The organism is Candidatus Sororendozoicomonas aggregata, assembly GCF_031528575.1.
In the GTDB taxonomy this organism is placed as follows: domain Bacteria; phylum Pseudomonadota; class Gammaproteobacteria; order Pseudomonadales; family Endozoicomonadaceae; genus Endonucleibacter; species Endonucleibacter aggregata.
In genome coordinates this window covers 1-21,822 of record NZ_JAVLSP010000022.1, presented here as the reverse complement: position 1 = coordinate 21,822, position 21,822 = coordinate 1, and the positions used below count along the sequence as shown (strand labels likewise).

The window sequence follows — 21,822 nt, the reverse complement described above, 5'->3', positions numbered from 1 at the left end:
ATCGTTATACGCCTTCTTGGCGTATTGACGACAAGCGTTTACACAGAATTCCTCAAAGTACGGCATTTCTGATCAATAGAGCCAAACAACGTGTTTTGGTCTTCTGTCTCCATGCTGATAGTGACGGTATCACGGTTCCTTAGCCATGACGTTATCGCTTTTCCCCCCGACAGGTGTTCTAACATTCGTTTTTCAACAAGACAGCAAGCACCTTTTGAACGGTTTTTATTGGAAATCGTTCCTGAGCCTATAATGGTGCCTGCCCCTAAATGGCGGGTTTTAGCCGCGTGGGCAATCAGCTCATAAAAGTTGAACACCATGTCTGTACCACAGTCAGGCTCGCCAAACGGCTCACCATTTAATGTAACGATCATGGGTAAATGTAACTTCCCATCTCGCCAGTGATCACTGACCTCATCGGGTGTCACAGCGACAGGACCGAAGGCGCTGGCTGGTTTGCTCTGGAGAAAGCCAAAGCCTTTGGCAAGTTCATTGGGTATCAGTCTGCGGTAGGAGATGTCATTACACAGGGTCAGCAGTCGTATAGAGGGCCTGGCATTTGCCGCTGAAGTATCCATGGGCACATCGCCGGTAATGACGGCTAATTCCGCTTCAAAATCAATGCCCCATTCCTCTTTACCGACAATGGGTTCACAAGGTCCCAGCAGATTATCTGAAACCCCCTGATACATCAGTGGATCTGTCCAGAAACTTTCAGGCATCTCGGCACCGCGCGCTTTACGTGCCAGCTCAACATGATTGACATACGCGCTGCCATCAAGAAACTGGGTCGCTCTGGGTAAGGGTGCGGTGAGTTGCCTGGCATTGAAGGGTTCACTTTGTGTCACTCCGCCTTCGTTGAGGGTATTGTAGACGGTTTCAAGGGCAGGTAGCACCTGCTCCCAGTGATCCATAGCCTGCCGCATTGTCCGGGCAATATCAGGCACGGGCATCATGTGTGTTAATTCTCGGGAGACAACGACGAGTTCACCGTCGGGAGATAAAGACTTTTTGCTGGCCAGTTTCATGATGTTGCCCCTTCTGGTGATTTCCAGGAGTGGACATATTCTTTGACTTCAACGGTATGCGCGGCCTCCGTTACCGTTAGTGGGTGACGGGTATCAATCATCACGGCCACCTCATCGGTGAATGTGGCTGGATTTTCCTGGCTTTTTTTCAGAGCCTTTGGGTGAGGGCCGTGAGGGAAACCGCAGGGATGAAAGGTAACCATACCAACATCGATATGGTCACGGCTGAAGAAGTTCCCCTTATGGTAAAAAATGACCTCATCGTAATCATCATTATTGTGGAAAAAGGGTACCTTAAGGGCATTGGGGTCTGATTCTATGGGGCGTGGACAAAACGTACAGACCACGAAACCTTGACCCACAAAAGTGGTATGAACTGAAGGCGGTAAATGGTAACGATGGCTTATTAGTGGTCGTATATCTCGCCAGTTGAGACGCACAACGGTATTTGTACCATGCCAGCCTACGGCATCAAGAGGGTTAAAGGGGTAAGTCAATTTAGTGATAGCATCGAGTCGTTTAATATGGATTTCCCAGGTATTTTCATCCTGCTGTTGTTTAAACGTACTATTGATGCGAGGGTGATCAAGGGTGGCAGGGTCATAGAATGCATTGTAGCCAGCAAACCCTTTATCTGGAAAGCGGTAACTGCCATTGCGGTTTTCAATCATCAGCAGTTTCAGGGAGGAGGCGGTGTCAATGCGCCAGGCAGTGCCTCGGGGGATAACGATATAATCTCCTTCAACAATAGGGAAATGTCCGTAATCACAATAGAAATCACCCTGCCCCTCATGAAGAAACAGCAACTCGTCACCGTCACTGTTTCTGACCAGGTGGGACATGGACTTGGCTATTGTCCATAGACGTATATTGGTTTCCGCGTTTTTAAGGATGACAGGGGCACCCCAGGGACTGTCCACTGTGCTGGGTAGTTGATTTAAATCGAAGGCATGGGGGGAGAGGGGGCCTTCAAATGACACCCAGCCCGTTGGAGGATGCTGGTGGTGCATATGAGAAACAGGTCCATAAAAACCTTCCCGGCCAAGTTCCCGCTCGTAGGTGTTATCGGGCAGGTCACAATGGGCTTGTCTGGAATGCTTGCCTTCGCGTATTGGTAAATTGATCCAGGGTTTATGGCTCATACCTGACTCCTGCTGTGCCATTTATCATTATCATGGGTTATTTTGCCCATGGTAGGGTAATTGGTAAGGTATCGCTACGCCTGTTTTTCTATTTGTTTACATTCACTAAAAACAGCTTTACGTGGCTATAACTAGTTTAAGAGAAATTAGTTTTGTTTGAGAAGGAGGTGTTAATGGCAACGGGGTTCGTTAAGGAGGATTATTGCTGGAAGGTGTGTAACGTGACAGGATTCCATCGTGTAGAAGTGGTGAATCAACCAACACGGCAGCATGTTGGGGTGACGGATGACAAAGACACTGATCCCAGGCCATTGGTGTTTAATGTCGAGCAATGGCAACGCTTTATCAGGGCTACCCGGTTGGGGTGGTATGACCTTTAAAGAAGCAGGGGGCAAAAAATATAAGCATTCTGCATACTGCGAAACAAGCAAATTCTGGAGGTACTTAAGAGGCTGTTTTATCGTAATGTCTATGGCTGTTGGTGCAATCATCAAGCGTTCAGGAGGGGTTGAAACGTGTTATTTCGCTCAAAATTATCCATATCTCTATCCTGAGTTAATCCTGAGTTAATCCTGAGTTAATCTGTTGGTTATGGATCCAGTGTATTTTATTGAGGTCAATTTAATGAATACCTTCGCTAGAGCATTTATTGGCGTGTTTGTTTTGTTGTCGTCTACCTTGAGCTTTGCGGTGGATACAGGCACTGAAGTGTCTGCTTTTACACTTAAGGGTGGCCTTTTTATCTCTGGTACGGGGTCGGGTAAAGGCCATTGGGGCATCAATCCCGTTAATCCCGATGAAAATGAATACAGCAATCTCTTCATCCATGATACAAGCACTCACCATATAACGCTTGCGAATCTCGAGTTAGAAACCTCAACACATTTGCATTACAGTTCTCCGACCAGTGAATGGGATGGTACGGTTTCTGTGTTGAAATGCAAAGATCTCAGTAATCACCTTGTTAGTATTGATGCGTGTAAATTCATTAAGATCGCTCAGCCTATGGACATAAAAGATATTAAGGTAGATCTGGATTCAGATAACCTTGGCACTGTTTCAGGTGAAATTGATTTCAAAGTCTCTGGTCATTCTACTTCTCTGAAGGCTTCATATAAACTGGCTAAATGAAGCGTTAAAACGGTTTGAAGCAGACCAGTTGTACGGACAAAAGCGTTTTTTTCCTTGAGACAAACTCCTGGAAATAAATGCGGTGTATTTGGTTGAGGGTGATTCAGTGAACATCTTGGCTAAAGTTCTGGTTGGCGCGTCCATCGGGTTGTTGACCACCGTGAGTTTTGCGGCAGGTACGGGCAATGAAGTGTCTACCTCTAAAATCAGTGGTGGCTGGTTAGGGAGCGGTATAAGGTTAGGTAAAGGCTATTGGAGTATTGCGGAATCTGTTGATGATTATGATGACGATGGCGACATTCGAACCGATATTATGATCTATGATATCGCGGCTCAGAAGACAGCGTATACCAATACTACCTCAGAGGCCTCATTGCATTTGTACAAAGATGTAAATACCTATAAATGGTACGGCACGTTTTTTGAGATACGGTGTAAAAACCTCGGCGGTATGTTTGATGGTTGTCATCTTGGTCTTTCAACCCACCTAAGCGATATCAAGGTAGAACTGAATCCAGATAATGTTGGCATGATTGCCTTTAAAAGGTATATCAATGTTTTAGGGAAAACGTCTGTTGTAAATGCTACTTATAAACTGTCTAAATAAAGCGATGAAAGGATTTGAAAAGGTTTAATTCGGTGGCAAAAACAGTCTTGTTTTTGCCTTTATGAAAGCTGTTGGTAATAAATACAGTGTATTTGATTGAGGATGATTTAATGAATGTCTTGACTAAACTTCTTGTGGGCGTATCTATTGCTTTGTTGGCTACCATGAGCTTCGCCGCGGATGTCGGCAATGAAGTGTCCACGTATAAAATTGATGGTGGCAATCTGGGCAGTGGTTCGGGGTCAGGTAAAGGCGATTGGGGTATCAAAAAAACAGAGGGAAAGTATCAAAGCAATAACGAAACGTTAGCGGCTGGAAAAGGTCAGACTGATATTACGATCTATGATACAAATACTCAAAAGACGACGCTTACCAATACCCGTTCAGTCATTTTGGTTAGTTTGCATAATGACGCGGCAACAAATAACTGGCGGGGTACGCTTTCTGTTTTGAGTTGTAAAAATCTGGGTGGTAAAACGATTAATGGTTGTAATCTTGTTAAACTGATTAAGCCTATTGATCTGTACGATATTAAGGTGAACCTGGATTCAGATAATTCTGGCACTGTTTCGTTTAAAAATGATCTCCATGTTTTAGGTGTAAAGGCTGTTGCTACAGCTTCTTATAAGCTGTCAAAGTCAGGCTTTAAAAGGGATTGAAGCCATTTGATTTGGCGGGAAAAAATTTTTTGCCCTTCAGGCAAGCCGTTGGTAGTAAGTACAATGTATTTGATTGAGGTTGATTGAATGAATGTTTTGGTTAAAGTCATTATAGGCGCTTCTATTTCGTTGTTGACTACCATGGGTTTTGCGGCAATAGGTAAAGAGGTGTCCACGTATAAAATTGATGGTGGCACGTCTGGCAGTGGGGTGGGGTTTGGTAAAGGCTATTGGGGTATCGCGACATCAGATGGAGAATATCAAGATAATAGTGAAAGTTTAGCGGCTGGAAAAGGCCAGACTGATATTGTGATTTATGATGTAAATACTCAGAAAACACCGCTTACCCATGTTAAGTCAAAAATTGCGGTGAATTTGCATAACGATGCAGCAACAAATGTCTGGAGTGGTAAGCTGTCTGTGATGGAGTGTACAAATCTTGGTGGTAAAGTTGACGGTTGTGATCACGTTAAGATTGAAAAGCCGGTCAAGCTATACGATATCAAGGTTAATATGGATTCAGAAAATTCTGGCACCGTTTCGTTTAAAGAGAATGTCTACACCTTTGGGATAACTGCTGTTGAAACGGCTTCTTATAAGCTCACTAACGGCTTTTGGGAGTGACGAAAAAATAATCGAACAAGTGCAAGTGGTTGAGTCACTATTAAGCCTGTTTCGGGACGTACCATTAATACCGGCAGTTCCTTGTATTCTCCTCCCCACCTTGTCGGTGGCAACAGGTTGGGGAGGAGCATTCGCTAATACCCACACAGTCGTCATTCCCGCGAAGGCGGGAATCTACCAGAAAATGGACTCCCGCCTTCGCAGGAGTGACTAAAGTGGTGGTTGTATGTATATTAACGCTTGTTTGCGCTAGTCGATCTTGGACTCTGCCACCTGGCCGGTGCGATAGGCCTGCAACAGCTGCTTTAACCCTTTAATTTCTTCCTTGATTTTCAGGCCGGCATCAGTATCCATCACTCGCTTGCGGTGTGTTTTTTTCAATACACGGATATCTGAATTTATCTCCAGCCCTTCTTTTGTGACTTGTTCAATGGAGCTAAAGGGTTTATGGGAGACCAGACGGAGTCCCCAGGAGTTGTAGATCAGGGTATAGCCGCCAATCCCGGTGGTAGACTGATAGGGGCGTGAAAGCCCGCCATCAATGACCAGTAAACGGCCATCGGCTTTAATGGGGCTTTCCCCCTTGGCTTCTTTAACGGGGGTGTGGCCGCTGATAATATGACCATTATCCGGGTCAAGTCCAAAGTCAGACAGAATTTTCTGGCAAATTTCGGCATGCTCACGCAGTTTGAAGTAAGGGTTCAGCTGCTCTTTGTGCAGAGCTTTCTCTTTCAGGAAGTATCGCTCAAAGGTAGCCATTTTTTGCTTGGCAAACATGGGAGATTTTGGCCCTGTCCATAAATACCATAACCAGTCAGTATCGTGACTGTTTTGAGTATACTGTGCTTGTCGTACAAGCTCATCAAATTTATCCAGCAGTGCCTGGCCCTCGTATGGCCTGCCATTAATATCGAGTTTCTGATACTGACCTTCTTCGTCCAGCACAATACAACCATGGATAAGCAGGTTACCATTGCAGGTTAAATACAGGGAACCATTAGTGTAGAAAAAGCGGATGTGCCTTTGTAGCTTGTCACTGTTTAAAAAATAAAAGGTCATTTTATCGATGACGGCCTGTTCATCGGCTGTTAAAGCGAGGGGGTCAGCAGGATCGATAGTGGGGAAAAAGTTACTGGTCAGTGGATAATCGCCATCAGGTGTAGAAAAAGTGCCTTCGTCATAGTTAATACGATTTAAACAATCTCTATCGTTCATAGAAAAATCAGGTCGACGCTTGAGTAGTTTTCCTTCCAGCTTGAACTGAATAATTGCAATTGCCTTGTGCATACGAGCAATCAGCAACTTGTCTTTTTCGGCATAGAACTCTTCGTTGCCGCTGAGCCTTGGCATAAATTCTGGGCAGGGGTCATCCCCATAGACTTCCATGGCTAGCTGACCAAGGGGAAGCAGGTTTATGCCATAGCCTTCCTCGAGACATTCAAGGTTGGCATAACGTAAGGCAATACGGATCGCTGTGGCCACCATCAGTGGGTGACCGTTGGCGGCTCCCATCCACAAAATATCGTGGTTTCCCCACTGAATATCCGTGTCATGGTGAGCCATGATTCTATCCATGACTTTATCGGGATAGGGACCCCGGTCGTAGATATCACCAATAATATGCAGGCGGTCTACGGCCAGTTGCTGCATGACCTTACAGATAGCAATAATGAAGTCATCTGCCCGCTCCAGTTCTATCACAGTATTGATGATCTGGTTGTAGTAATCTTCCCGGTTAAGTTGACTGATCTCAATGTGGAGCAGTTCATCAAGAATATAGGCGAAATCCTGTGGCAGAGCCTTGCGCACTTTAGAGCGGGTATACTTTGACGTTAATACTTTGCAGATGGTGATCAGACGATGGATATTCACCTGATACCAGTCTCTATTGTTGGCACTTTCCGCTTTTAGTATTTTTAATCGCTCCTCTGGATAGGCGATTAAAATTGCCAGCATTTTTTTTGCCTGGTTGGAGAGGGAGTAGCCAAAAATATCATCGACTTTAAAGCGCATAACACCTGAAGCCGTGCGCAAATGGTGAGAAAAAGCACCGTACTCGCCGTGGATATCGGTTAAAAAATGCTCGGTGCTTTTGGGTAAATTAAGAATGGCCTTCAGGTTAATCAGTTCGGTGGTTACATCACCAATACCGGGATACTGTCGGGCGAGAAGTTGCAGGTACTCTGTATTTTTCATAATGCCTCTGAAGCTGGCGCCTTACAAAAGCGCACGGTCGGTATTGTAAGAAGGATCACATTTTATAACAAACATCAGGCTCTGTTGATATAAGAAGGCAGTCTCACTGATAAGAAAAGCGGCTTACCAAAAAAGCAAGAAAATGGATGTGTAGCGATGAACTGCATCCTTACTAAAACGGCTACTGTTTTTTATAGAGTTTGCGTATTTATGTCAACAGCGCTTGACCGGCAATGGTGCAGGGAAAATAATCGATTTCGGCAACGGGTATGCTTACTGGGCAGAATTTTAAGGAGGGCGCTCATTGGAGTCGATCAACCATACAATCAGATTTCTATATCATCAGTTGTTAAAATTAAGCTGGCTGGCATTGATGGTTCTGTTATTGGCTCATTACAGCATCAGTTGGCTGCTGTTTCTCTGGGCTGGTGAAACAACTATTACCAGGCCGGAAAACTGGTTTTATTATTACGTAACAACGGCAACAACAGTGGGCTACGGTGATTTAAGCCCAGACACTGTTGCCGGTCGTTTTGTTGCGGCGGGATTGCTTATGCCTGGCAGCGTAGTATTTTTTGCCGCGTTGCTGGGAAAATTCTCTTCCCTGTTTATCAATGTCTGGAGAAAAGGTATGCAAGGTAAGGCTGATTATTCCGGCTTGCAGGATCATGTTGTTATTCTGGGCTGGCATCCGGAAAAAACCAAGCGCATGGTTCAGCTGATTTATGGCGATGCAAGGCGGCAGAAAAGGGAGGTCGTGCTTTGTACCGATCAGGATATGGAAAACCCTTTCCCTGACCGGGTATGTCTTGTCCAGGGTGAGCGATTGACAGATGAGGATGTGTTTCACCGGGCTGGCATTGAGCAGGCCAGCCGCATTATTATTCATCAAGGCACAGATGATCAAACCCTGGCTGCGTGCCTGTCTGTTTCGGCATCCGGGACAAATGCGCATATTGTCGCCTGGTTTGAAGACGCTGCCATGGCCGCATTGGTAAAAACGCATTGTCCGAAAGTAGAGTGCCATACCAGTATCGCAGTGGATTTACTGGTGCGTTCTGCCCAGGACCCGGGTTCTTCTCGCCTGCAGTCCCAGTTATTGTCAACCCTTGAAGGTCCGACACAATTCAGTGTACAGGTGCCGGATAATTTTAAGGGAACAACGTTCGGGCAACTGATGAGGGTGATGAAAAACAAGCATGAAGCTATTGCGTTGGGGGTGGCTGATACGGCCATTGGTAACGATCTATTGTTGAACCCGCCAACAGATTATCAGATCAGGGCTGGACAGCTGATTTATTTTATGGCTCAGGAGCGTATAAAAAATCGGGAGGTATCCTGGAAGGATATGACATAAAAGGGCAATAACTTCTGCCCTTTTTATCAGGTTAACGGGGTCGCAGCGTTTTAGTCAGCGTGCCTTTTGTAAATACGACCATATCGCCGGCAGCCAGTTTGTGCCATTGCTCGTTATCTGTCAGTGGCTCAGTGGCAATGACTGTCACGATATCATCCGGCGTTGTTTCCTTTTCAAAGTCAATGGTAAATTCATCGTCCTTTAAGGTGGCCTTTTCAAAGGGTGCCTTCCGGGTAATCCAGCTGAGTTTGGTGCTGCAATAGCTGAACAAGTGCCTGGAATCGGACATTAGCATGTTAAAGACTCCCTGCGACCGCAGCTCTTCGCTGAGCTGATGGAGTTGTTGATAAACGCTGCCATAATGACGGGGCTTGTTAGGAAATTTTTCGCGTAGCTGATCCATAATCCAGCAAAAAGCATGCTCGCTGTCTGTGCTACCCACTGGAAAGTAATGGCGAAGCGTTCTTTTTTTGATACCTTTTAGCTGACCGTTATGAGCGAAGGTCCAGTATTGTCCCCATAGCTCACGAGTAAAGGGGTGGGTATTTTCAAGGCAAACCTTACCGGCATTTGCCTTTCGAATATGGCTGATCACAACATGACTTTTAATAGGATAGTTGCGCACCAGCCTGGCAATTTCTGAGCGATAGCTGGGAAATGGGTCCTTGAACTCCCTTAGCCCCCGTTTTTCATAAAAGGCAATGCCCCAGCCATCACTATGATTGCCGGTTTTACCACCACGCTGCATCAGTCCGGCAAAACTGAAACAAATATCTGTCGGAACATTAGCGCTCATCCCTAATAATTCACACATGCTCGTTGTTTTGATCCCTTAGGGTTAATAATAAAAAGTTACTGTAAGCGTGTTTATTCGCCATAAGTTGGCTCTTTTCGTTTTGTATGAGAGTGACGGGCTTTTTTTTCCTTACCGGCATCATTATCTGATTGCCTGATGGGTAAAAGCAGGGCAATAAGCGTACTGGCGGCCAGAGCTGCGACTGCTACCAGTCCGGCTCTTTCCATGGCTTCAGGGCCTTGGCCTAATCCATCGAAGATAGCCGTGAGGAAGGCCGGGGCTAAATAGCTTGTGTTAGCTTTTGTCCACCAGGGGGTGTATAACAGTGCGGTAGCCCCCAGACACAAAACTCGCTGGATGCGAACAGGCAGCTGGCGGGTGATAAGCCACAGGGAGAACAGACACCCGGTGGCTCCCGCCAGATAGACGAGCCAGCCCAGTAAGTATTGTGTACTTGTCATGTGGAGTCCTGAACCGGCATTTGCCGGTAGTGTGATAGAAAGTTTGGCCGATAGAAAATTCAGACAGATACGGAAAGAGAATGTTCATACCGTTTTTTGTCTAGGAGCCTGTCGCACTTCCTGGATTTCAGGCCGAAATTGTCTTAAGTCCGACAGACTCCTAATCTATGGATTTTATGGATGGAAGGCCCTTATGGCAAATACCACAGGTTCACTATTGGACTGGTTGGCCTTGGCAGTCATGCTGCTATGCTGGGGTGGCTATACTGTCTATGCCAGAAGGAAGGCTCAAACGACTATCTGCCTTGCCAGTATTCTTGCTATGTACCGGCGGGAGTGGATGCTACGGCTGCTCAATCGGGAGAACCGGGTATCTGATGCCTCGTGGTTAACCAACCTCCGTGCTGGCGTTACTTTTTTTGCTTCTACCAGCATCCTGGTTATTGCCGGGTTAATTGCTGGCATTGCCGCGTCTGAGGAAGCTGTTGGTGTCCTGTCCACGCTCCCTTTTGTGACCACCAATACCCGTGAGTTGTGGCAGGAAAAACTCATGGTGATGGTGCTGATTTTTGTTTACTCCTTTTTTGAGTTTACCTGGAGTCACCGGTTGTACAATTTCATCTGCGTCATCATGGGTAGTGCCCCGTTGTCTGTTGATATTGAGAAACGTCCCATTGAACAACAAGTTTTTGCTACGCGCACCAGTAAGATTATGAGCAATGCGGCCTACCACTTTAATTTAGGTTTGCGGGCATACTATTTTGGGATGGCTGCCATGGCCTGGTTTATCAGCCCCTGGCTTTTTGTGATGGCCTCCTTGTTTGTTTCAGGTGTATTATACCATCGGGAGTTTCACTCGCAGGTTCTGAAAACACTGGCATACAGCCAGAAAGAGACGAACTTGTAAACTCACGATGATGTTACATGCTGACAGGATTGGGCCAGCCCAATTTGATTTCGTCCTGCTTTTTTAGCGCTGTAAAGGGCTGTATCGGCAGCTTCAATCAGTTGTGGCAAGGTGTAGATGATTGCGCTGGAGGCAGCCAGACCAATACTCACGGTAATACCTATGGTGGCCGGAGACTGTTCAATCGCTTTACGCAGCCGCTCAGCAACGTGCCAGGCGCTTTGTGCTGGCGTATGGGGCAGAAGAGCAGCAAACTCTTCCCCGCCAAGTCGGCACAGCAGGTCTTCCTGGCGAAGGTTTTGTCGGCACAGTTGAGCAATAGCTGTTAATACTTCGTCGCCTTTAGTATGGCCATGCGTGTCGTTAATATTTTTAAAATTATCGATATCAATAAACAACAGGCTACATTGTTTGTGTTGTTGATTACTTTGTTTATTCCCACGAGGGTCAAGGCTGCATAGGTATGACTTGGCTTCTTCGGTAAAGGCGCGTCGGTTCAGTAGCCCGGTTAGTGGGTCCACTCTGGCCTGGGTCTTCCAGAACTGCATCTGATGATAGCCCTGGTATAACGTTCTGGCGTGACTGGCAATATCACTGGCCGTATCCCAGTCAGCATCCTGGTGTTTTGTTTTGGCTTGAAGCAGGAGGAACTCATGGTTACCGTCCTGGTGACCTATGGAAAATAGCCAGCTGACTTCCCCGTTATGTGCTTGCGCGTGAATATCTTGCTGGCCGGCCAGTATATGTTTTATGGGTGATTTCAGTGTTGGCAGTTGTTGTTCAAAGTGCGTGGTCAATGCACTGGACGTGGCGTTGACGTGATAGGTATCTTTTTGTTGGGCGGATTGATGGGTTTGGTGAGTGATCATGCAGGCCCTTAATGTTGGCAAGGCTACTTCACAAGTGCTGAGTATTCGCGCGGTCAGGTCGTTGGCAGATAATACCATATCGGGTTTATGCAGGTGTTTGCGCAGGGCACCCGCAAAGATTTTCCGTTGTTTTTTTGCGGGCACGTCGACCCCCAGCGTGACCAGTTGCTGTGAACCCTTGTAATCAGCGTACCAGTAGGCCAGGTACAGACAAATACTGTGGAGCACCAGTATGGCAGACTCAAGCAGTGTTGGAATGGTGCGTGGTAGTGGTGAGAGTAGGACGGTCGTCGTCGCCAGTGTTCCTGATAACAGTGTGAACAACAGGAGGGATATTCTGGCATGCCTGTTGCCTTTTACGCTGGAAATTAACAGGCCAGCATAAGTCAGTATTGCGGTTATTATCATAACGAAAAAGCCATAGGTGACCAGTGACTCAGCTTGCGCTGGCAAGAACAACAGGCTGTCCAGGAAACTGACAGAAATATAACAGCCACCGAGAATCAGTGTGCTGATGACGGGGGTATGTGCTGGCATGTCAGCTAGCTGCCGGTAACAGGCCAAAGCCGTCAGGCAGGTAATCATGGCAGTGACCAGAATCCAGTGGCCAGGGTCGCCCGCAACGGGTAACTGCGCAAATAATCGGGTATGAGCAAAGGCCAGCAGGAGTAGTAGCGATACCATATGACTGGCTGGTAGCAACATGCGGGGGGTTTTTGTGAAAATGCTTTTGACCAAAGCGGTAAACAGGACGAGAACAGCCACTCCCATTAACAAGGCGGTAAGCAACCAGTTCTTTGACTGGCTCAAGACATGGATACCCTCTGGCCAGAGGGTGGGTGTAAACTGGTTTGGGTAAGGTGATTCCACTGCCAAATAATAGGTACCGGTTGACCGGGGGGGGGGTAATACAATGGCGGTGCCGTCTTTTCCATGGTGGTGTTGTGTATTGGAAACACCGAGTTCTGTCAGGGTAAAACCTGTAGGCGTCATTGTGTACACATTTAAAAAAGTGTACGGCACTTCCCGGAAGGCAAGTATCCAGCGTTTTTGCAAATCATCATTGTTTTGCAGGGTAAACCGGAACCATTGAACGGTATCTTTGCTGGCAGGGTCATCAGGAGCAATCAGTGCAGAAGGCGCGTTAATCGGTAATAAATGGTCGGTGAGAGAAATCGGTGAAAAGCCCGTGACATTGACGGGTATGCTTGAGGCATGGGCAGGGCTTGAAAGCCCTGCCAGGCAGATCAGTAGCAGTATTAACAGTCTCAGGCTCTGTTGACACAAGCGCACGATCCCATTGACGGGGGCAGGGGTCTTACGCCAACCAGGCGGGTGAAGGGGGAGGCATTTACGTGAAGCAAGCTGCGCCTGGTTGTGCCGAGTTTGCCTTCTTGTGTCAACAGAGCCTGAGTAACAAACACCTTTAGAACCTTTGCCCTGGAAACATGCCCACATGGTAAGGCCTCCCTGCTGTCATCCGTTACCTTTGCCCAATAGTGTTATGGGTGTTAATTGGGGCCAGGGTCGAATAGTTATTAGATTATTTTTAATTCTGACACAGGACGTGTACGGGCGGGAAGAGCTGAATGCTTTTTGGCCCTGAAGAAAACGATCCAACCCTAACCCGGATATTTCATAAACATGCTCCTGGCCTTGCTTGCTCCTTGCGGCTCTAAGGGAGTTTCGCTCAGTCGGCCGTACTCCCCGGTACGGCGCTCCTTCGCAAAATCCCCTAGAGCCGCAAGGTTCCGCGCAATTCTCAGGGCAGTTTATGAAATATCCGGGCTAGGACAGGAGGCCGTCTTAACAAGTCGTGTTGCTTCTGAGGCCACCGAAGCTGGAAAATCGCTTTTGTTTGTTCAACAGAACCACTCAGCCACTATTGGTGGTCACTGGATTATCGCTGGTTGTCGAGTTTAGAATCCTTTCAAGTTGCTGCTCCCTTTGGGCGGGCTTCATTTTAGCTAACTTACTGACATTATTGAAAAAAACCTTCCAGTCGGCAGACAGGTTAAATAATTTTTTGAAATGGGGGACCCAGCGACGATAGCTGGAAACACTGCCAAGCTTGGCATTGTTGATAGGTGATTTCATCCAATAGTCAAATGGCTGAGGTTTTTCCAAGTCTTGAGTTAACCGTTTATAGTCTTCCCTGAGAGCGTCAATTAAAGCCTGTTTTTGCACTCGCTTGCGTTCATCGGATATAGATTGACTGTATAACGCTTTTAACTTTGAGCGAGTATTGATAATTAACGTAATGGTCTTTTCAGCCACAGGACTTTCAATAAGCTCTCCTGCTCGTCCCTGGCTCAATAGCCACTGCCTGGTTCCCTCCAACTCAACAATGGTGGCAAAACTTTCGTTAAAATCTGTGTCGCCGGGTACGTATAATTTTTTATGTGCCAGCTCATGAAAAATCAATCGCGCCAGATCAATATCATCATAATAGATAAATGTGTTTAGTAGCGGATCATTAAACCAGCCTAAGGTTGAATAGGCTTTAACACCGCCCATATAAACATCATACCCTTCTTTATTAAGCTGTCTTTCGAGTGTTAACGCCTGTTCCTTATCAAAAAAACCACGATAGCCGGCACAGCCTATGAAGGGGTAACACCAGTACTTGGGGGTTATGGAAAACTCAGGTGCCGCAAACAGATTCCACACAACATAGGGGCGTTTTAAATCTGCGTAGGTTGTGTAGTTTCCCCCCGCCGGCAACAGCAGCTGCTTCTGCGCGAAAAGCAATAATTCCTCACTCAGCAGTAACTGCCGGCGTAGCCTGGGATCGAGGTCTTTAGAACGTAAAAGGGAAGAGACCGACTTTCTCTTGGCGAGTATCTCAAACTGACCGTGCACAGCCTGGGCATAATAATTGATTGATGAGCAGCCACTTAACATCCCGCAACCTAGCGCTACCAAAATGATTCGAAATAAATAAGCGAGTCGCCACCAGAGGTCAGTACTACTTATCAAAGGGGGCGCCAGAGTGTTGACACTATCTTGTGATGCCCCATTCAAGGTGGTCTTTGTTCCGGGTATCGCTCGGGTACACCATTTCATGCCGTTAACCTTTAACGCTGTTTCAGGCTTGGAGTGAACATCATTTTATAGCAATATGTTCAGGTCTTCACGGCTATGTGATTTATGTTATCTATTTCTATAAAAACCAGACCATTAGGTGATAGCGCCCTTGTTCTTACCTTTGGCAATGTGATGTCAGACGCGGTAAACAGGCGTGTTCATCAGGCTACCGGGCGATTGAGGGAAGCCCGACTACCGGGTATTGTTGATCTGGTGCCGGCATTTGCCAGTTTAACGGTATTCTATGATGGGTGCCTGGTAACCTATACAGCGTTGGTTGAGGCTATTGAAATGGCGTTAACAGCGGTGGAGGAGAGCAAGGTCAGTCCCGGGCGTGTTATTGAGCTGCCAACGTGTTATGAACCGCCTTATTCGCTCGATATTCAGCAGGTTGCAGAGCATTGTCAATGTACTGTCGGGGACGTGGTTGCCCTGCACAGTGAACCGGAGTATCAGGTGTATTTTTTAGGCTTTATGCCGGGGTTTCCCTACTTAGGCGGCATGTCGCCCGCATTGGCGACGCCGAGAAAAACAACACCTGTTTTAACAGTGCCAGCAGGCGCTGTGGGGATTGCAGGGGGGCAAACGGGTGTGTATCCCATGGAAACGCCCGGTGGTTGGCAAATCATAGGCCGTACACCAATACCTTTATTTGTCCCGGGACTGACGCCGCCTGCTGTGTTGCGGGCAGGAGACCGACTGCGTTTCAAACCGGTGAGTGCCTGTGAATTTGAACAGTGGAGACAGTCATGAGCATTCAGGTAGAAGAGGCGGGCCTGTTAACCACGGTGCAGGATTTGGGGCGTCCGGGTTACCGGCATTTCGGTGTCATGCCGGGGGGGGCTATGGATCAGCAGGCCGCTGTGCTATCCAATATTCTGTTAGGCAATGCCCCATCTAAAGCAGTGCTTGAATGCACGCTGACAGGTCCCTGTTTGCGTTTTACGGCTGCTGCCTGGATCTGTTTGATGGGTGCCGATATGCAGGCATCCTGCGACAGCCGACGCGTGGCCCATGGGCAGGTATTTTTTGTGGAAGCCGGGCAGCGGTTATCCCTCGGTTATGCCCGCAACGGTTGTCGCAGTTACCTTGCCATACGCGGTGGGGTGGACGTTCCCCTTGTTATGGGCAGCGCCAGTACCTTTCTCAAAGGCGGATTTGGTGGATACCATGGACGTGCCTTGCGAGCAGGGGACCGGCTGGCGGTAGTCAAGGCACCAGCAGGGGAGCCGCAACGGCAGGGATGGTACGCTTCTCCTGCTCTGACAGAGTATCTGGACCGGATAAACTGTATTCGTTATTTTCCTGATATCACCATCAGTCGTTTTCCTCGCCAACAGCTTGAAGCGCAGTCGTTCACGGTGAGTCAACAGTCAGATCGTATGGGCTATCGGCTAAGGGGAAAGGCATTGCCCAGGTGGCTTGACCATGAGCCGTTGAGTGAAGGTGTGTGCGCGGGCACGATACAAGTTCCCGCTGATGGTCAGCCCATTGTCCTGATGAATGACTGCCAGACGACAGGCGGGTATCCGGTACTGGGGCAGGTGATAACCGTTGATTTGGCTAAAATAGCGCAGTTGAAGCCCGGGGATTTCCTGCGCTTTGTCCCTGTGACACTAAAAGAAGCTCACACTGCTTTAAAGCAACAACAGCAGGGAAGGGCGCGCCTGGCCATTGCGGCCTGTTACCACTGGAGGCAAAAACAATGAGTAAGCCACTGATTTCGCTGGATATAAATTGTGATATGGGGGAAAGCTTCGGACGTTATTTTTTAGGCAATGATGAGGCATTGATGCCCTGGATCAGCTCTGCCAATATTGCCTGCGGCTTTCATGGTGGCGATCCGTCGGTCATGGCAAAAACGGTCAGGCTGGCGTTGAGTCATGGTGTTTCCATTGGAGCGCATCCGGGTTTACCGGATCTGGCAGGGTTTGGCCGTCGGTCGATGGCCGTTTCGCCAGAGGAGGTTGAATCCATGGTTCTCTATCAAATGGGTGCCCTGGCCGCGTTTACCCGGGCTGAAGGGGGAGAGCTACACCATGTCAAGGCCCACGGCGCTCTTTATCATATGGCAGGCAATGACGCTTCAGTGGCTGCCGCCATTGCCCGGGCTGTCCACCGTTTTGACGCGGGTTTGAAACTCTACGTTATGGCTGGCAGTGAAATGGTGGCTGTTGGCAAGAAACATGGCTTAAGCGTTGTCGAGGAGGTGTTTATTGATCGTCGCTATCGCTCAGGACAGGCGTTGGTTCCACGAAAGGAAGTTGGTGCAGTGATTGACAGTGAGATCTCTGCTATAGGCCAGTTGCAAATGCTGCTTGATGAAGGGGTGGTGAAGACGGACAGGGGACAGCGCTGTGCCATTAATGCACAAACGCTGTGCTTGCATGGTGATCATCCACAGTCTCTGCGCTTTGCTAAAAAAGTATTCCAGTGCCTTGAAGGGCAGGGTATTTCTGTATCGACGCCCTGAACAGGCTCAACCACCATCAAGGCCTGTCGATAATTGAGATCAAGAAGATGATCACCATAATGATACTGTGTCTGCTTTAGTGAGACGCTCAGCCTTGTTTTTTTTGGTGCTGGCGCGTGTTTATTATGGGCATTGTGGTACTGATGGCTGGCTGGATAATGGGTTTATGGAATGGATGCGGATGAAACTAAATAACAGTTTTCCTTGACCGATTATTTTCTTCGCCTTATATATTGAACCAATTTCTATCCCGGCTTTCATTGAGCTGACGTTTTGAATACATATTTGAGAGTCAGGTCTACAGTGTAACTGGGCTAGTGGAAACGAATACAGGACGTGTAAGGTCGCATGGGAAAATCGCTGGTTATCGTAGAGTCGCCTGCCAAGGCGAAAACTATCAACAAGTATTTGGGCAGTCACTTTGTTGTCAAATCCAGTGTCGGTCATATTCGTGATTTGCCGACAGCGGGCGGGACAAAAAAAACGGTTGACCCAAAAGCGCGCGCAAAAGCTGCGGCACAGTCCCGGAAGCTTTCGCCAGAAGCGCGCGCGAAGCAGAAAAAACAGAAAGCCAAAACCCAGCTTGTTGAGCGCATGGGCATAGACCCTGAGAACGACTGGGCCGCGCATTATGAAGTGTTGCCCGGTAAGGAAAAGGTGGTAGATGAATTGCGCCGGTTGGCACAAACAGCTGATACGGTTTATCTTGCGACCGATCTGGACCGTGAGGGGGAGGCGATTGCCTGGCATTTGCGGGAAGCTATCGGTGGTGACAATGACCGTTTTCGACGGGTCGTATTTAACGAAATCACCAAAAATGCCATTCAGGCCGCATTTAAACAGCCTGGCCATCTGAATATTGATCGCGTCAACGCGCAACAGGCCCGTCGTTTTCTCGACCGGATTGTAGGGTATATGGTTTCTCCGCTATTGTGGACGAAAATTGCCCGGGGTCTATCGGCTGGCCGGGTGCAGTCCGTTGCCGTCAGGCTGGTGGTTGAGCGTGAGCGGGAAATTCGCAAGTTTGTCCCTGAAGAATACTGGGAAGTCTATGCAGAGCTGTTAACACCTGATGGTACACCGATCCGCTTTCAGGTAACAAAAGACCAGGGCGAGACTTTCAGGCCGACTGATCAGGGGGCAGTGGATGCTGCGCTTGCTGTGCTCAAAGGAGCGGATTACCGCCTGACTAAAAAAGAAGAAAAGCCCACACGCAGTAAGCCTTCCGCGCCGTTTATTACGTCAACACTCCAGCAAGCGGCCAGCACCCGACTGAGCTTCAGCGCCAAGAAAACCATGATGATGGCGCAGCGGCTTTATGAGGCAGGGCACATTACCTACATGCGTACTGACTCCACTAACCTCAGTGCGGAAGCGCTGGAGAGTGTTCGCGGTTTTATTAATGATCAATACGGTTCGCAGTACTTGGCCGACGAACCGAGGCGTTATTCCAGCAAAGAAGGGGCACAGGAAGCCCATGAGGCCATCCGCCCCTCTAATGTGAATGTGTCGCCGGGGTCGCTCTCAGGGATGGAGCACGATGCAGAGCGTCTCTACGATCTGATCTGGCGACAATTTGTTGCTTGTCAGATGAAATCAGCGCAGTACCTGAGTACCAGTCTGACTTTGGCGGTTGATCGTTTCACCCTGAAAGCGAAAGGGCGAGTGCTTCAATTTGATGGTTACACCCGTGTGCAAAAGCCACAGGCGAAAAAAGGTGAGGATACCATGTTGCCGGCATTGGAGCAGGATGACCCATTATCACTGGACGCTATTGATCCCAGGCAATTATTCACCCGTCCACCGGCACGTTTCAGTGAGGCTTCTTTGATTAAGGAGCTGGAGAAATGCGGTATAGGTCGGCCATCGACGTATGTACCGATTATTTCTACCATCCAGGATCGGGGCTATGTTTCTGTGAGAAGTCGCCGCTTTTATGCTGAAAAGATGGGCGATATTGTTACAGACAGGCTTGTGGAGTCGTTTAATGACCTGATGGATTTCAGCTTTACGGCCAAGATGGAAGAAAACCTTGATGATGTTGCTCAGGGTCAGGTGGATTGGAAATCAGTGTTGAACGACTTTTATGGTGATTTTTCAGATAAGCTGGAACTGGCATCGGCGGAAGAAGGGGGAATGCGCGCGAATGATCCTTCGCCAACAGATATTAAATGCCCCACTTGTGAGCGAAATATGATGATCAGAACCGCCAGTACAGGGGTGTTTCTTGGCTGCTCCGGGTATTCGTTGCCTCCTAAAGAGCGTTGTAAGACCACGGTTAACCTGGTGCCGGGCGAAGAAGTTGAAAGTGATGATGAGTTTGTTGAAGTGAATCAGCTCAGAGCAATGCGTCGTTGCCCAAAGTGTGCCACAGCAATGGAAAGTTATTTAATTGATGAACAGCGCAAATTGCACATCTGTGGCAACAACCCTGATTGTACCGGATATGAAGTCGAAATGGGCAGTTTCAAGATTAAGGGCTACGATGGTCCTGTGCTTGATTGCGACAAATGCGGCGCTGAAATGCAGCTGAAAACGGGGCGGTTTGGCAAGTATTTTGGCTGCATGAACAGTGACTGTAAAAACACCCGGAAGCTATTGAAAAATGGGGAAGCCGCACCGCCGAAGATGGACCCTGTTCCCATGCCAGAGCTGAAGTGCACAAAGGTTGATGATCATTATATTCTGCGTGATGGTGCCTCAGGCCTATTCCTGGCAGCCAGCCAATTTCCGAAAAATCGTGAGACACGTGCGCCTCGGGTTGCTGAGTTAAAGCCTCACCAGGGGGAGATTGACCCTAAATACGGTTATTTGCTTGATGCGCCGGTGGCAGACCCTGATGGTAATCCGGCGATTATCCGTTATAGCCGTAAAGCCAGGCAGCAGTATGTGATGAGTGAAGTGAATGAAAAAGCGACAGGGTGGACAGCTACATTTGAAGGGGGTCAGTGGATCGAAAAAAGTAAGAAAAAAACGAAAAAACAGGCCGACTAAGCTATTAAATCATATCAGGGGAGCATTAACTAGGAGCCTGTCGGACTTATGCTTTCGAGCATAAAATTCAGTAGGGCGAGTCAGAATTTTCGATCAATTTGTGCGAATAGTTGACCTATTTAAGCAAATTGATCGGAAATTCTGGCCGCGCTCTCTCGCACTTTCTGGGTTTTAGGCCGAAATTGTCTTAAGTCCGACAGGCTCCTAGGGAGTAGTAATACAATGGACGACTGGCGACGATTTACCAATAAAATGCTATTTCATGCCCGTACGCATCTCCAATTGTGGCAGCAGCACGAAGATACGATGGCTTGTGTATTTCGGGACGCCTGTCTTCATTCCATGTCAAAAGCTTACCAATCGTTACTGGCTGAAATTTTGGTGGTATACCAGGTACGGGTGAGCCATTTACCGGATTTGAATGAGGCCAGCTTATTGCTCCAGAAAAAACAGAAAATATCTTCTGAACTCACTTATCTTCAGGAGCTCGAGCAGAAGCAGGGTTGGTTATCTGACCTTCAGCGGGCCTATCATGAATCACTTTTACCCGCGTTTGGTGAATCTGGCGCAGGGATTAACAGAGGGGGGCTATCCCTGAAAATAGTGGATGAATCTTTGCTGACGACTGTTGTTGATATGAAACGTGTTTATGAAGCACTGGTTGAGTTCGTAACTTATAGCAGGAACTATAGTTTAGAGTGGTAGCTTTTTTCTTGCTGTTGCCGGGGGATCTCTTGAAACCCCACTGACCTTCCTGCACAATGTTCTGCAATTGCAAGTAACCAATGGGTGATGGAGATGGCGGGTAACTTTCTGGAAATCGTTGAATTAGCCAGCGGTGAGATTGTGCTCAGGCGCAGTGGTGATGAAGATAACAAGCCTCTGCTAACGCTCAGTTTTTCCAGTGAGGCAAAGTCGTTTTTACAAGGAAATCACCTGGGTATTGCCAAGGTGATGTTTGATGCGGGTTTGAATGAAGTGAGCCGACAGGGTGAGTCATCAGCGCGGGCTGAAGACCTGGCTGAGGACCGGGTTTTGCATTGATAATCGTTCTCTTCCTCGGTGTTGATCGTGAAAAGTCTGCCCTGCCATAGTTAACATTATTTCTTTTCGACAATAAGGCGCTGGTGCTGATTTGCCAGATGGATGCGCAAGGTTTTATGTTGGCAACAAAAAGAATCAGCGCTGGCTATTCTATACGTGGAAACCTCGCTACAGGAAGGGTTATTTCATACGTTATTAGTCGTTTAATCAAGGAGACGCTGAAGACCGACTGAAGCGGTTAACGCGTATCTCCTTCAGAAGAGCTGCACGACAAGGTCGCGGCGTTTATCTCCAGAACGTGGTATCAGTCTGTTTGAAATATGATCCAGTTCGTAGTGTTATTATTTTGGCTCTTAATGGATTCCGGGGAGTTATCCAAACAACACCTCCAGAAGGCCGGATAGAGCCGCTTTCCCACGCTTCCTGATGTTATGCAGGCATTCAAAG

General features: G+C 47.9%; 20 protein-coding genes. 13 read left to right on the top strand and 7 right to left on the bottom strand.

The window, feature by feature from the left end:
- Nucleotides 1-38: 38 nt before the first annotated feature.
- Together V4C51_RS06445 and V4C51_RS06440 are read right to left on the bottom strand one after the other, a co-directional pair.
- The gene (locus V4C51_RS06445; RefSeq protein WP_330925321.1) at nucleotides 39-1,028 is read right to left on the bottom strand and encodes a fumarylacetoacetate hydrolase family protein; all 990 of its coding nucleotides are present in this window, start codon (nucleotides 1,026-1,028) and stop codon (nucleotides 39-41) included.
- Nucleotides 1,025-2,170, bottom strand: coding sequence for a homogentisate 1,2-dioxygenase (locus tag V4C51_RS06440; RefSeq protein WP_330925320.1), 1,146 nt, complete (start codon nucleotides 2,168-2,170; stop codon nucleotides 1,025-1,027). The genes V4C51_RS06445 and V4C51_RS06440 overlap by 4 nt, the downstream gene beginning before the upstream one ends.
- 173 nt (nucleotides 2,171-2,343) lie before the next feature.
- Here V4C51_RS06440 and V4C51_RS06435 point away from each other — a divergent pair, with 173 nt between their 5' ends.
- The 5 genes from V4C51_RS06435 (at nucleotide 2,344) to V4C51_RS06415 (ending at nucleotide 5,191) form a co-directional block, all read left to right on the top strand.
- Nucleotides 2,344-2,550, top strand: a complete 207-nt coding sequence (locus V4C51_RS06435; protein WP_330925319.1) for a hypothetical protein — start codon at nucleotides 2,344-2,346, stop codon at nucleotides 2,548-2,550.
- A 244-nt stretch (nucleotides 2,551-2,794) separates the two neighbouring features.
- Nucleotides 2,795-3,301, top strand: coding sequence for a hypothetical protein (locus tag V4C51_RS06430; RefSeq protein WP_330925318.1), 507 nt, complete (start codon nucleotides 2,795-2,797; stop codon nucleotides 3,299-3,301).
- A gap of 106 nt (nucleotides 3,302-3,407) precedes the next feature.
- Nucleotides 3,408-3,908, top strand: coding sequence for a hypothetical protein (locus V4C51_RS06425; RefSeq protein ID WP_330925317.1), 501 nt, complete (start codon nucleotides 3,408-3,410; stop codon nucleotides 3,906-3,908).
- A 110-nt stretch (nucleotides 3,909-4,018) separates the two neighbouring features.
- Entirely contained in the window at nucleotides 4,019-4,567 is a 549-nt protein-coding gene (locus V4C51_RS06420; protein WP_330925316.1) for a hypothetical protein, read from the top strand.
- A gap of 87 nt (nucleotides 4,568-4,654) precedes the next feature.
- Nucleotides 4,655-5,191 (top strand): hypothetical protein, encoded by a 537-nt coding sequence (locus V4C51_RS06415; RefSeq protein WP_330925315.1) that lies wholly within the window; start codon nucleotides 4,655-4,657, stop codon nucleotides 5,189-5,191.
- A gap of 249 nt (nucleotides 5,192-5,440) precedes the next feature.
- Here the strand turns inward: V4C51_RS06415 and V4C51_RS06410 are convergent, their stop codons facing one another.
- Nucleotides 5,441-7,387 (bottom strand): fructose-1,6-bisphosphatase, encoded by a 1,947-nt coding sequence (locus tag V4C51_RS06410; RefSeq protein WP_330925314.1) that lies wholly within the window; start codon nucleotides 7,385-7,387, stop codon nucleotides 5,441-5,443.
- Between the two features lie 304 nt (nucleotides 7,388-7,691).
- Between V4C51_RS06410 and V4C51_RS06405 the strand changes: the two genes are divergently transcribed.
- On the top strand, nucleotides 7,692-8,744 hold the full coding sequence (locus tag V4C51_RS06405; RefSeq protein ID WP_330925313.1) for a potassium channel family protein: 1,053 nt from the start codon (nucleotides 7,692-7,694) through the stop codon (nucleotides 8,742-8,744).
- 31 nt (nucleotides 8,745-8,775) lie between these two features.
- Here the strand turns inward: V4C51_RS06405 and V4C51_RS06400 are convergent, their stop codons facing one another.
- Together V4C51_RS06400 and V4C51_RS06395 are read right to left on the bottom strand one after the other, a co-directional pair.
- On the bottom strand, nucleotides 8,776-9,558 hold the full coding sequence (locus V4C51_RS06400) for a class II glutamine amidotransferase (RefSeq protein WP_330925312.1): 783 nt from the start codon (nucleotides 9,556-9,558) through the stop codon (nucleotides 8,776-8,778).
- A 53-nt stretch (nucleotides 9,559-9,611) separates the two neighbouring features.
- Nucleotides 9,612-10,001 (bottom strand): hypothetical protein, encoded by a 390-nt coding sequence (locus tag V4C51_RS06395; protein ID WP_330925311.1) that lies wholly within the window; start codon nucleotides 9,999-10,001, stop codon nucleotides 9,612-9,614.
- 193 nt (nucleotides 10,002-10,194) lie between these two features.
- Between V4C51_RS06395 and V4C51_RS06390 the strand changes: the two genes are divergently transcribed.
- On the top strand, nucleotides 10,195-10,908 hold the full coding sequence (locus tag V4C51_RS06390) for a DUF599 domain-containing protein (protein ID WP_330925310.1): 714 nt from the start codon (nucleotides 10,195-10,197) through the stop codon (nucleotides 10,906-10,908).
- A 2-nt stretch (nucleotides 10,909-10,910) separates the two neighbouring features.
- Here V4C51_RS06390 and V4C51_RS06385 read toward each other — a convergent pair whose 3' ends face one another.
- The gene (locus tag V4C51_RS06385) at nucleotides 10,911-13,235 is read right to left on the bottom strand and encodes a diguanylate cyclase (protein WP_330925309.1); all 2,325 of its coding nucleotides are present in this window, start codon (nucleotides 13,233-13,235) and stop codon (nucleotides 10,911-10,913) included.
- A 417-nt stretch (nucleotides 13,236-13,652) separates the two neighbouring features.
- Nucleotides 13,653-14,843, bottom strand: a complete 1,191-nt coding sequence (locus tag V4C51_RS06380; RefSeq protein WP_330925308.1) for an aminopeptidase — start codon at nucleotides 14,841-14,843, stop codon at nucleotides 13,653-13,655.
- Nucleotides 14,844-14,927: 84 nt separating this feature from the next.
- Here V4C51_RS06380 and pxpB point away from each other — a divergent pair, with 84 nt between their 5' ends.
- From pxpB to V4C51_RS06350, 6 genes are all read left to right on the top strand, one after another.
- Nucleotides 14,928-15,617: a 5-oxoprolinase subunit PxpB gene (pxpB, locus tag V4C51_RS06375; RefSeq protein WP_330925307.1), complete on the top strand. Its 690-nt coding sequence runs from the start codon at nucleotides 14,928-14,930 to the stop codon at nucleotides 15,615-15,617.
- Nucleotides 15,614-16,573 (top strand): 5-oxoprolinase subunit C family protein, encoded by a 960-nt coding sequence (locus tag V4C51_RS06370; protein WP_330925306.1) that lies wholly within the window; start codon nucleotides 15,614-15,616, stop codon nucleotides 16,571-16,573. Before pxpB ends, V4C51_RS06370 begins: the two co-directional genes overlap by 4 nt.
- On the top strand, nucleotides 16,570-17,337 hold the full coding sequence (locus V4C51_RS06365) for a 5-oxoprolinase subunit PxpA (protein WP_330925305.1): 768 nt from the start codon (nucleotides 16,570-16,572) through the stop codon (nucleotides 17,335-17,337). Before V4C51_RS06370 ends, V4C51_RS06365 begins: the two co-directional genes overlap by 4 nt.
- A gap of 348 nt (nucleotides 17,338-17,685) precedes the next feature.
- On the top strand, nucleotides 17,686-20,331 hold the full coding sequence (gene topA, locus V4C51_RS06360) for a type I DNA topoisomerase (protein WP_330925304.1): 2,646 nt from the start codon (nucleotides 17,686-17,688) through the stop codon (nucleotides 20,329-20,331).
- Nucleotides 20,332-20,553: 222 nt separating this feature from the next.
- The gene (locus tag V4C51_RS06355) at nucleotides 20,554-21,036 is read left to right on the top strand and encodes a DUF6586 family protein (RefSeq protein ID WP_330925303.1); all 483 of its coding nucleotides are present in this window, start codon (nucleotides 20,554-20,556) and stop codon (nucleotides 21,034-21,036) included.
- A 93-nt stretch (nucleotides 21,037-21,129) separates the two neighbouring features.
- Nucleotides 21,130-21,375, top strand: coding sequence for a hypothetical protein (locus tag V4C51_RS06350; protein ID WP_330925302.1), 246 nt, complete (start codon nucleotides 21,130-21,132; stop codon nucleotides 21,373-21,375).
- Nucleotides 21,376-21,822 lie beyond the last annotated feature (447 nt).